This window comes from Nostoc sp. LEGE 12454, from assembly GCF_056620565.1.
Genome location: NZ_JBWQXL010000012.1, coordinates 35,721 through 47,017, shown reverse-complemented (window position 1 = coordinate 47,017; position 11,297 = coordinate 35,721). Strand labels below are relative to the sequence as shown.

Below are 11,297 nucleotides of genomic sequence, written 5' to 3'. Positions count from 1 at the left end.
ATATCGTGTCCGCTTGATTACTGACATTATTTTTCAAGTACATGAGGGACAAAATGCAGGATTCATGCATCACACACAAAAAGTTTGTACTTACTGCTCCCCTGCCTCCTGCCTCCTGCCTCCTGCCTCCACAGCCTAATCTGCAATCAACTCTACTGCATCTCGTCCATCACAATTTTGTAAGTAAACTTTGACGATTTCTTCTTTAGCTGTAGGCAACTTTTTGCCAATAAAATCTGGGTGAATCGGTAATTCTCGATGGCCCCTGTCTACTAACACAGCCAAACGTATCACCTCTGGTCTACCGTAATCGTTGACTGCGTTCAAAGCCGCGCGAATCGTCCGTCCTTTGAAAATCACATCATCCACCAGTACAACCGTTTTCCCCGTAAGATCGAAAGGAATTTCGCTTTTCGTTGGAGTCCGCAATCCAATTTTGTCTAGGTCATCTCGATAAAATGTAATGTCCAAAGCACCGACTGACACTGCTACACCTTCGAGCGTCTCAATCTGACGCGCCAATAATTCGGCTAATACCGCACCCCTGGTATAAATACCAAGAAGCACCAGTTGAGACAAATCACGCGTCCTTTCGACAATTTGAGAAGCAAGGCGAGTCAAGGTACGACGGATTTCTTCAGATGAGAGAATTTCAACTACTTTGGCAGACATAGCGAGTGATAAGTTAGGAGTGATGAGTTAAGAGTTAGGAGTTTTTATTCTTAACTCCTGTACAGACGCGATTAATCGCGTCTCTAATTCCTAACTTTATATTTATCATTACCTATTTGGGAGTATTAAGAATATTGCGATCGCTATCCCTAACCATAGCAAAAAACAATATCGAGTCAGCTGTAAAGCATTCTGAATAGAAGTTGTAGTAATGGCATAAATAGCATCTCCTAGCAGTGGTTTGTACTTAGCTACCCCCCGATACCAATTTGTACCCCCCATCTGTACACCTAAAAATGCAGCATAAGCGCACTCGCTCCAGCCAGAATTGGGACTAGGATCTTTAATTGCATCCCGACAACAAGTTTGCCAAATATGCATCGGTTTACCCGATAGCAGCGCCAGAGTCACGACTGTTAACCGACAAGGTAGCCAAGTCAAATAATCTTCTAACCGCGCACAGAACCATCCTAAATAAGTATAGGGTGCTTCTCGATAGCCCACCATTGAATCGAGGGTACTGCTGGCTTTATATGCCAAAGCTAAAGGAGTTGGCCCCACAACTGGTATAAAGACACCAACAATTGCATAAAAAAGCGGAGCCATTACCCCATCTGTGGCATTTTCTGCAACTGTTTCTAAAACGGCTCGGTAAATTTCTGCTTGGGAGAGGTTTTGAGTATCTCGACCAACGTAATTACTTAAAATCTTCCGAGCCTTCTCCAAATCTCCGACTGTTAAAGGTTGTAAAACAGCCTCCGCTGCTACTCGCAAACTTTTGCCAGCAAAACAACTAGCCAAAAGAATGCTATTTATGGCAATTCCTAAGAGTGGATGAACCCATCTGGCAATTTGAATCATCAAAAAACCAATAAGACCGCTACCAATTATTAAGATGATGCCTAGTACAATTCCAGCTAGGCGTTGTGTTAGAGAATTTTGACATAAGTGGAGAAAAAACTTGGTCAGGCGAGAAATTACCCACCCCATAAGTTGTACTGGATGAGGCCAATCCCAAGGGTCGCCAATTAAATAATCTAAAAATGCCGCAATTATTAAGATATAGATATTATTAGTCATAAGTCACAAGTCTTGGGTTAAAAGTCAAGGGTCAATATTTTGACTATTGACTCTTGACTAAACCACAAAACTAGCTTCTTCTCCAAGAGAAGCTTGCCGACTGCGAGCATCGTAATAAAGGTCTGCCAGAGTAATACTGTATAAAGCTTCTTTGAGCTTTTGGTTGAGTCTCTGCCAGAGGCTAAACGTTACCCAATCTTCAGCTTGTGTTGGTGCTGGAGTGTGATGAGGTAAATGGCTAGTCTCGCCAACAGCTTCTAAAATTTGTCCTATAGATATTTGTGCAGGCTCTCTTGCCAATTGATATCCGCCGATGCTACCACGAATTGATTTCACTAAAGATGCACGACGCATTTCTATTAGTAGTTTTTCGAGGTAAGGAGCTGGGATATCTTGGCGTTTTGCGATCGCTCTCACAGATGCAGGCCCATATCTTGGCTGTAAACTTAAATCTAGCAACGCCTTTACACTATAGTGTCCTCTGGTAGTTAATTTCATTTTGGCAAGTTTTGTTATTTGTCCTTTGTCTTTGTTGGCACTGCATCTCCCTGAAAAGAAATTCTGATGGTCGGCTTCCGACTCTGAGACTTCTTTAGTTTGTCGTTTCTAAATAACCAATGACTAATTACCATTGACCAATGACTAAGGATCAGTTTTGCTTATCATTCTGTGACTCAGTTCTCATCCTTAAGAAATAGACAAAATTTAGAGCGTTAGTTTAGAAAACTTAAAACTTATATAGTCTAGCAGGAATTCACAAACTATATATCTATATATATAGTTATCAGCATTGCCAGCATTTTCTAAAATAGATTGTCTTGCCAATATTGGTAATGGCATAACAATTGTGCATCTGAGTGTAATATACTTGGCTAGGTTGAGATAAAAACTAATGGATTATGTTCCTGTTAGCTCAACCTCAGCTAAAATAAAATCGATTCAAACACTTCAAACATTCATTTTCGACCTAAGTTGATGCCTAAACAGAAAAAAATTGAACCCTTACTCGGCGAAGAACTGCTCAAAAAAGTCAAAGAGCTAGAGAACGAGAGCAAAGAAGACAAAGCTAAGAAGTGCGGCTACTATACCGTTACCAAAAATGGTATAGAGCGCGTCAATATGATGAAGTTCTTAAATGCCCTAATTGATGCTGAAGGCATTCAGTTAGACAGTACACCCAGTGCTAATGGGCGTGGTGGACGTAGTGCTAGCTATAGAATTAGTGTGCAATCGAATGGGAACTTACTGATAGGTTCAGCTTATACAAAACAGATGAATCTTAAACCAGGAGATGAGTTTCTGATCACTTTAGGCAAAAAGCACATTCGTCTGAGACAGGTAGATCCAGAAGATCGCGAAGGTGATGAAGCCATAGAAGCCACGGCTTAATAAATGGTCATTAGTCAATTCTCCGTTGTCATTTGTCCTTTGTCCGTTGTCATTTGTCCTTTGTGAAAAACAATGACTATAAACAGTCATTAGTCAAGTGTCCTTTGTGAAAAATAATGACTAATGACCAATGACTAATGACTAATGACTAATGACTAATGACTATATCTGTAGTAGGCAAGATTGGTAAATAGTGGCGAAGTGCCTTGCGCGTCACTGCTAAATTACAGGTTAATGCAATTTGCTCTTTTTCTAATAAACCCAAAATGCGATCGGGTTTGTCTCGTGCTACCACTGGTAATTGATGTAAACCTCGAAGACTCATTCGGTCTAAAGCCTCAGATAAAAGTTCATCTTGCCATGCATAGAGAATTTCAGTAGTACAAATGTCTATGAGGGTTTGACTGGATAAATTATCGGGAATTTCGGTTAGAGAATTTGGGTATGTTTGCCAAATAGCAAGGGCACGGTTAATATCTTCCAAAGAAAGTATACCAACTAATTGCTCTGCTTCATCAATTACTAAAGCACTACGAACGCGATCGCGGGTCATTTCCACAGCGGCATCTAATACTCCCAAAGTTGCAAGTAACTTTTTGGGGCAGGGATACATGGCATCTTCTACCAAAATTTGCTGCACAATTTCTGATTGTTCATCTTTCAATTCCGAAAGACCAATTTGTTGTAGATTAGAGTTAGAGTTAAAAGTTGGTTTAATCCTTTCTACTAGCCAAACACTCAAACCCACAGCTGCCATCAACGGTAAAACAATTCGATAGTCGCGGGTTAATTCAAACAGCATTAAAATAGCCGTCAACGGCGCTCTCACGCTAGCAGCTAGCACTGCTGCCATTCCCACCATTGCGTAAGCTGGAGGAGCCGCCATTTGATCGCCAATTGTCGGGAATGCTACGGCTAACATTTTGGCGTAAGCCGATCCAAAAGAAGCACCTAAAAACATTGCGGGTGCGAACAAACCACCAATGAAACCACTACCTGCACTAATTGCAGTCATCAATAATTTCACCACCAACAACACCACCAATAAGTAGAGTGGAAACTCCACATCTTGAAGCATTGCTTCTACAGTTTCATAACCAACACCCAGAATTTGCGGGAACTGCAAAGCAACAACGCCAATAATTGCACCGCCAATAATTGGATGAATCGGCTGAGGAATTCGTCCCAAAAAATCAAAACCTGGAACTTTCCCAGCAAAGCAAGCTTTTGCTAAACGAATTGATTGGGTATAAGCCAAAGAAACGAGGCTGGCCCCTAAACCTAAGCCAAGGTAAAGAGGTAATTCCAAAGGACTGCGAACTTGGTAAACAGGTAAATCAAAAGCAGGTTGGGCCCCCAAACCAATTTGGGCAATTAATGCTGCTACCACCGCAGCTAGTAGTACCACACTGACAGCAGAAGTAGCGAAAGATGTCGCTCCCATCACCACCTCTAGAGCAAAAAATACTCCAGCGATGGGAGCATTAAATCCTGCTGCAAGTCCCGCCGCCGCGCCAGCACCCAATAGCAAACGTTGTCGTTCTTGAGATACATTGAGGATCACAGAGAACAACATGCCAAAATTTGCGCCAATTTCGACACTTGGCCCTTCTGGCCCCAAAGAAGCACCGCTCCCCAAAGTAACAGATGCGGCCAGCATTTTGCTAACTGGTCTTAGTGGTCGCCTAATCTCTGTTCCCTGAGAGGCGGCGATGAGAGATGAAAGTCCAGGGCCAAAGTCTTGAGTGCGCCAGCGCATCAAGCCAACAATTAATCCGCCAAGGGTGGGAACGCAGGCTAAAGTCCATGCACCCCAGCCGCCAATTTGACCCATTAAATTTTCCAGCATCAGCTGGTGAACCAACTGGATTAAATAGTGAAAGGTGACTACACCCATACCAGTACCACCGCCAATGAGCATGGCTAAAAACAGCACAACTGTTTCTGGCGATGGTTGAAAACGATTGATTAGGTGAGCTAAACGAGCGGAAGGTGTAGGAAAGGCAGGTTGTTCCGTTACCTTCCTCAGTTGAGTGGGAGGCAAGAGAGTCATTGAGAGGCGGGGTAAATGTAAGAAAAAATTTAAATTTTTATCTGTTATTTATCATTGTGAGCCATTATTTAGCAACCGGACAAGTAGACTTTATTTGCTTAACTTACAAAGCTTTAGCTAAAAATGTCATTGTGCAAAATTTGTGTGGGGAGAATGGTTAAATGAGAGACAATTATTACTTAGGGGTCAGCAATGCCTAAGTTAGGCGTAGCTGCGGCTAATGGGGTGCGAGCGAGCACCAACACTATTTTTTCTAGAGACAACAAAGTTTTTTCGACTGGGTGGACGCACCCGTAAACATGAACCATGAGTCATCCTTGTTTAAATCTAGCTATACTCGTGTTGCGACTATTGAGGCATCCTTGGTAGTAATAGAATGTATGTATGATTGATGCCTGATGTCAGATCGGACATTGACCCCAATTCAATATAGCTATTGTTATAGAGCGAGTAAATGGACTAGGCGGATGAGGTAAATGAATATACACACTTTTGATAATCATTATGTTACTTGCCCAATTTGCCAAAGAAATGCCACGCCAAGACCAGTTAAAACACGCATGGGCTTGTTTTGCTGTCCCTATTGCCAGGAAAGGCTAGTAGTTTGCCAAAGTGGTCATTATGTCCGCGATCCGTTTACTTGGAGACAATTGATGATGTCTTCGTCGCTACGTCGTCAAAGCCGACCTTTTGCGAGGATTCTCAGAGATTTTGTCCTACTCAAGCGTCCGATGGTAGCCTTGGCTGTAGGTAGCGCGATTTTCTTTGGTGCGATCGCTTTGACCCAAGAAAAGACAAGTTACGATCGCCAAATACTTCCCACAACAGAGAAAGTTAATGAACCAGGAAACAAATCTCAGTAAATGGATTACTTTTGTATAAATCAAATTCTACTTTGATTTTTGTAATATTATAACTAAATACTCTGATAAACCGTGTCTTATTACCCCAAATAGGACGCGGTTTTATATTATGTCCCTTTAAAGAGCGATCGCCCATTAGACATCTAATAAAATTAAATATGAGTTATCCATAACTCTTATAAAGATGTAGCACTGCTACCTCTTTACATTTATTTTTAGTAGTATCTATATGTGTTGTGTCTGTTTATCAACTATTGGAGTTGATGACACTCACCATCGCTTAAATTAGGTTCCAGATTTTACCAATACACGGGTATTTGAATATACCTTGAGTTAGTTAGGATGCTATTGACGCCTGAGTAAGGATTACAAACTAAGTAGGTTGGTGTAAAAATTCGTCGATGGGATAAGCTAAGAGCCAGGAGCCAGAAGCCACGAACCACGAGGGAAGAGGGTTTTAGCCTAGTTTATCTTTGTTTACATAGTTTGGTTTTATTATGCCAACTTACTTGTTGCCAGAGGTAATGAGTTAATAATTTATGCAGCTATAGTGCGACTAGTACTCTGTAATATCGCCTCTTGAGTATTATTTAAACTCTCAAACCGCGTCTTTATGTTTACTTTACAAATCAAATTTTATTATCTACCTTTAAAGAATTAAGGTAAATTAAAAAAAATGTAAATTTCTGCCGATCAGTACATTTAACTACACACTTGTCTCACTCATTGACTTTTTAAGCATGAATGACAATCAACGAATCATCCACCTAACCGAGGTTTCTGCACTCGATTTCCCGGCTGACAATAATTATAAGTATAAATGCCATTTGCAGGTAGTTTCCGAAGAGGGACAAAGCTTGTTGGAAAGGGATCTGCTGAACCGCATGCAACCCAGTTGGTTGGTAGATTTGAAAAACAAGGGAGACTGCACCATCGCCATTACTCTGCGTTACCGGGAAGGGGACATCACTCAACCTTGGCAGGATGCTGGAACGGTCGCGTTTGCCACGAAGGAGTGCTTAAATGGAGAGCGTAGCACTGAGTTAGAATTTCCGATTACAACTTGGAACCAGGCACCCCAATTGAAGCTAAAAACTCGCCTGACTCAGAGTAGCACTGAGGGAAGTAGCAGCAGCTTTACAATCTTGGGGAATCAAAACAGTACTCGCCGCACTCAAGGCATTGGCACTCAGACAGAGGGCGAGTTCAAGATGCCAGAATCTGTTCCTCTCTCGCCGCAAGAAGAAGTGATTGTCAAAGACGCTTGGAACAAGCTGCGAGCATGGAAAGAATTGCAGATGGAAAAGTTCTTGAAGCGCCTGTTGCTAGAGTCACCTGAATTAGAGTACATCTTCGGGGAAGCGATTAACAGCATCAATGACTTTTTCTTTGAGTTGTTTGATTGCTGCATCCACCAACTTCAGCCTGAAACTCAAAATATAATTGGAGAACCCTTAATGGGCGTACCTCCAGAAAAAGGGGATTCGTTTGACACGGTTGAGGATTACGGTGCGCTGTTTGCCGATATCGGGATGCGTCCCCAGCACTGGCTGAAGGCACGGCAGGTATGGATGTGGATGCTACCATCGATTCCTTACCTGGAAGAGTATGATCGCCAGGATTTAGTAAAAGGCGCAAACTCTGCTCTCTACCGCTTCTTCAATAGCCATGTGATTGTGCCGATGGTAGAGGCAATTCACCGCTACAATCGGGCTTTGCCGCCAGAAATGCTGCAAAAAATGGTGGGTTCCTGGCAAGTGTTCAGCCAGAATAAGCAAGTCATGGGGATGGAGTTTTATCAAATCCTGTTTGAGAAATATCCCTTTGTATTGCCGATTTTTGGACGAGCAGACATGGATTACCTGTCTCTACACCTGTTTCAGGCATTGGAATTTCTCATCCAATCCCTAAAAAGCGGCAGCAGTGATGAGATGATCCGAGAGTTGCGCTTCTTAGGGCAGGTACATATCAGTGCAGGGGTGCCATCCTGTGCTTATCCGGCAATAACTGATGCTATGTTTACCTTGTTTGAGCGGCATCTACCCGACTTCACGCCAGAGTTACGGCAGGGATGGCAGACGTTAATCGATCGCGCTGTAAATGTCATCAAGCTGCCCAAGCTGAATGAGGAACGATTGCTCAAAAAAGCCAAGCAGTACCTAGAGCTAATCGCCACTGAGCAGGCATGGGAACCGGAGGACAGGGCACGACGCTGGGCAGAAATTCAACAGGAAGTACACGCTACCGGAACCTATACCCACACGTATGAAGAAGTTGCGTATGGGGCACAAGTGTCATGGCGCAATGCTTCTAAGTGTGTGGGGCGGATTCAGTGGAATAATATGGTGATCCGCGATCGCCGCCACGTTACCGACCCTGATGAGATGTTCCGTGAACTCCAAGAACATCTACAGTCTGCGACAAATGGCGGTAATCTCCAGATTACGATGACCGTCTTTCGTCCCAAACATCCTAAGGAACGCTGGGGGCCACGCATCTGGAATCCACAATTAGCTCGTTATGCCGCATACGAGCAACCGGATGGTAGCATTCTGGGCGATCCTGCCAACCTGGACGTGACCAAAGCGATTATCAAATTGGGCTGGCAACCCCCTGAACTACCCACGGAGTACGACATTTTGCCTTTAGTGATTGAAGCTCCGGGTATAGAACCGAAGATGTACCACTGGAATCGGGATGAGATTCTGGAAGTGGAAATCGAGCATCCCACGATTTCTGAATTTAAATCATTGGGCTTCCGTTGGTACGCTGTCCCTGCTATTAGCAACTTCTCAATGCACGTTGGTGGCATTACTTATGCCTGCATTCCTTTTAATGGCTGGTACATGGGCACTGAAATCATGCGGGATTTCCTGGACGAGTACCGCTACAACAAGATGGAGGACATCGCCAAAGTTCTCAAGCTCGATACTAGTTCTGAGCAGACATTGTGGCGCGATCGCGTCGCATTGGAACTCAACGTTGCCATCCTCTACTCCTTCCAAAAAGCGAAGGTGACAATGGTAGACCATCAATCTGCCTCTCGTCAATTCCTGGCACACGACTTACGCGAGAAGAAAGCAGGACGCGAGTGTCCGGGGGATTGGGGTTGGGTCGTACCCCCATCGGGAGGAAGTGCTTGTCCGGTCTGGCACCACCAGATGCGCGACTTCTACTTAGAGCCAGCCTATCACCATGCTGCCGATCGCTGGGCAGTTGAAGATGGTATTGACCTGGAAAAATTGATCGCCACTACTGACGAGGACGACAACAAGCAAGACCGTATCCTGATTCTCTACGCTTCCGAAACAGGTACTGCTGAAGGCTTTGCGTGGAAAGTTGCTCGTCAACTCCAGCGATTCCGTCCCAAGGTAATGGCGCTAGATGAATACAACACCGACACCCTAGCATCAGAGAAACTCCTACTCATCGTCACATCCACCTTCGGCAATGGCGAAATACCTGGAAACGGCAAAAAGTTCCTCCAGTGGTTGAAGAAACAACCTGCGCGTTCCCTTGACGGTTTGAATTACTCCGTTATGGGCATTGGTAGTACTGTTTACGAAAACTTCTGCGCTGCCGGAATTTCGGTAGATAAGGCACTCGCCAAGGCGGGAGGTAACTGTATTGTGCCACTTCACAAAGGCGATGAAATCAAGGGACAAGCCGACACCTTCAAACAATGGTTAGGACTGGTTTCCCGCATTCTGGGTGAGGATCAAAGCTCCGCCGATGCGACAGCCCAAGCCGCACCTCAACTGAAGGTTACATTCTTGAGTCAGACAGAAGCAGCACATGTTTCACCAGTAGAAGTGAGTGGAGACAGAGGTGTGGAAGTACCTTTGGTTGCCAATAGCGAACTGCTCAAAGAAGTGATTCCCGGTAGCCGTTCTACTCGCTATCTTCTCTTTGATATTTCTAATACCGATTTGCAGTATGAAACAGGCGATCATGTTGCAGTTTATCCTTGCAATCCGGCGGAGTTGGTGAATCAGTTGTGCGATCGCCTCTCAGTATCCCCCAACACCTATTTCACAGCTCGTTATCTAATGCCTGATGGTACAGAATTAGAAGAAAAACCTCCTGTTACCGTTCCCACAACCATCGGACAGGTTCTCTTAGAAGACCTCGATCTGACTTTGCGCGAACCATTCAACGACCTGCTGACCTACCTGTACTCGGCAGCAGAAAATTCCCAGGAGAAACAACGCCTAGAAACCTGGTTGGAAATTCTGCGGCAAGGAGACGACCATCCCGACAGCATCACGCTTAAGAAAACGATCGCGGACAACTTCATCAACGTTGTCGATCTGTTCAATGAGTTTCCTTCTGCCCAAATTACACTGGAAGTCCTGCTAGAGTTGTTGCCGAAGCAGAAACCACGCCTCTACTCCATTTCCTCCTGTCCTCTGCTTCATCCTCAGCACATCCAAATCACAGTTGGAGTGTTGCAAGTTAAAACGGATGCAGGTAAAACCCGTCAGGGACTCTGCTCCAACTACCTTGCCGGACTTGAAGCGGGGGCAAAGGTTCGGATCAGTGTCCGCACCTCCGGCTTCCGTCCACCTACCGATCCACTCGCACCAATGCTGATGGTTGGGCCGGGTACGGGGGTATCGCCGTTGATTGCCTTCCTCCAGTATCGGCAAGCCCTATTGCAGCAGGAGACACAATTAGGTAATGCTTGCTTGTACTTTGGCTGTCGCGATCGCAGTGACTTCCTCTATGGAGAGCAACTTGTAAGCTGGCAGAATCAAGGCGTGTTGTCAGGGTTAGAAGTTGCTTTCTCGCGTCTGAACGACAAGAAAGTCTATGTGCAAGGTTTAATGCAAGAAAAAGCTGAAGAACTCTGGCAAATACTCAGCCATCCACAATGTCACTACTATGTCTGTGGCGATGCCAAGATGGCAAACGATGTGTTTGAAGTGTTTATGGCGATCGCTAAAACGGAAGGAGGACTATCGCATATTGAAGCTGTTAGTTTCTTCAACAAAATGAGGCAAGAAAAACGCTTTTTCAGTGATGTTTGGGGCGTAGTGCTGAACTTCAAGGAAGCGATTAAAGAGGTACAGCATGACAACTACTCGAAAGCTGAAAAATGGCTTGAGCGTGTGCAGGAATCTGCTGATGGTCAAGCCACTGTTCACGAGGAATTGCAACTGCTAACTATCTAAAGAAGGGAATGGGGAGAAGTTGCAGTCAGTTTTTCCCCTCTGCCCCTCTGCCCCTCTGCCTCTTAT

Annotated in this window: 8 protein-coding genes; 3 read left to right on the top strand and 5 right to left on the bottom strand. The window is 44.4% G+C overall.

The genetic code is table 11. From position 1 onward, the window contains the following. Positions 1–135: 135 nt before the first annotated feature. From pyrR to AC1F2U_RS15405, 3 genes are all read right to left on the bottom strand, one after another. Positions 136–672, bottom strand: coding sequence for a bifunctional pyr operon transcriptional regulator/uracil phosphoribosyltransferase PyrR (pyrR, locus tag AC1F2U_RS15415; RefSeq protein ID WP_480261885.1), 537 nt, complete (start codon positions 670–672; stop codon positions 136–138). 108 nt (positions 673–780) lie between these two features. Next, positions 781–1,752: an adenosylcobinamide-phosphate synthase CbiB gene (gene cbiB, locus AC1F2U_RS15410; protein ID WP_480261884.1), complete on the bottom strand. Its 972-nt coding sequence runs from the start codon at positions 1,750–1,752 to the stop codon at positions 781–783. 57 nt (positions 1,753–1,809) lie between these two features. Next, positions 1,810–2,250 carry an Rrf2 family transcriptional regulator gene (locus AC1F2U_RS15405; RefSeq protein WP_480261883.1) on the bottom strand — a complete coding sequence of 147 codons (441 nt, stop codon included), beginning with the start codon at positions 2,248–2,250 and terminating at the stop codon, positions 1,810–1,812. Positions 2,251–2,727: 477 nt separating this feature from the next. Between AC1F2U_RS15405 and AC1F2U_RS15400 the strand changes: the two genes are divergently transcribed. Then, complete coding sequence (locus AC1F2U_RS15400) at positions 2,728–3,141, top strand: AbrB family transcriptional regulator (protein ID WP_094353004.1); 414 nt, start codon at positions 2,728–2,730, stop codon at positions 3,139–3,141. 148 nt (positions 3,142–3,289) lie between these two features. Here AC1F2U_RS15400 and AC1F2U_RS15395 read toward each other — a convergent pair whose 3' ends face one another. Together AC1F2U_RS15395 and AC1F2U_RS15390 are read right to left on the bottom strand one after the other, a co-directional pair. Continuing rightward, positions 3,290–5,194: a chloride channel protein gene (locus tag AC1F2U_RS15395; protein WP_480261882.1), complete on the bottom strand. Its 1,905-nt coding sequence runs from the start codon at positions 5,192–5,194 to the stop codon at positions 3,290–3,292. Positions 5,195–5,373: 179 nt separating this feature from the next. Next, positions 5,374–5,502: a hypothetical protein gene (locus AC1F2U_RS15390; protein ID WP_480261881.1), complete on the bottom strand. Its 129-nt coding sequence runs from the start codon at positions 5,500–5,502 to the stop codon at positions 5,374–5,376. A gap of 168 nt (positions 5,503–5,670) precedes the next feature. Between AC1F2U_RS15390 and AC1F2U_RS15385 the strand changes: the two genes are divergently transcribed. Both AC1F2U_RS15385 and AC1F2U_RS15380 read left to right on the top strand, forming a co-directional pair. Further along, the gene (locus AC1F2U_RS15385) at positions 5,671–6,057 is read left to right on the top strand and encodes a hypothetical protein (RefSeq protein ID WP_480261880.1); all 387 of its coding nucleotides are present in this window, start codon (positions 5,671–5,673) and stop codon (positions 6,055–6,057) included. 740 nt (positions 6,058–6,797) lie between these two features. Further along, positions 6,798–11,231, top strand: a complete 4,434-nt coding sequence (locus AC1F2U_RS15380) for a nitric oxide synthase oxygenase (RefSeq protein WP_480261879.1) — start codon at positions 6,798–6,800, stop codon at positions 11,229–11,231. The last annotated feature ends 66 nt before the right edge of the window (positions 11,232–11,297 follow it).

Bases quoted from the DNA above. Each gene is read 5' to 3' on its own strand.
- AC1F2U_RS15385 (WP_480261880.1), top strand. From the start codon at position 5,671: ATGAATATACACACTTTTGATAATCATTATGTTACTTGCCCAATTTGC.
- AC1F2U_RS15380 (WP_480261879.1), top strand. From the start codon at position 6,798: ATGAATGACAATCAACGAATCATCCACCTAACCGAGGTTTCTGCACTC.
- AC1F2U_RS15400 (WP_094353004.1), top strand. From the start codon at position 2,728: ATGCCTAAACAGAAAAAAATTGAACCCTTACTCGGCGAAGAACTGCTC.
- pyrR (WP_480261885.1), bottom strand. From the start codon at position 672: ATGTCTGCCAAAGTAGTTGAAATTCTCTCATCTGAAGAAATCCGTCGT.
- AC1F2U_RS15405 (WP_480261883.1), bottom strand. From the start codon at position 2,250: ATGAAATTAACTACCAGAGGACACTATAGTGTAAAGGCGTTGCTAGAT.
- AC1F2U_RS15390 (WP_480261881.1), bottom strand. From the start codon at position 5,502: ATGGTTCATGTTTACGGGTGCGTCCACCCAGTCGAAAAAACTTTGTTG.
- AC1F2U_RS15395 (WP_480261882.1), bottom strand. From the start codon at position 5,194: ATGACTCTCTTGCCTCCCACTCAACTGAGGAAGGTAACGGAACAACCT.
- cbiB (WP_480261884.1), bottom strand. From the start codon at position 1,752: ATGACTAATAATATCTATATCTTAATAATTGCGGCATTTTTAGATTAT.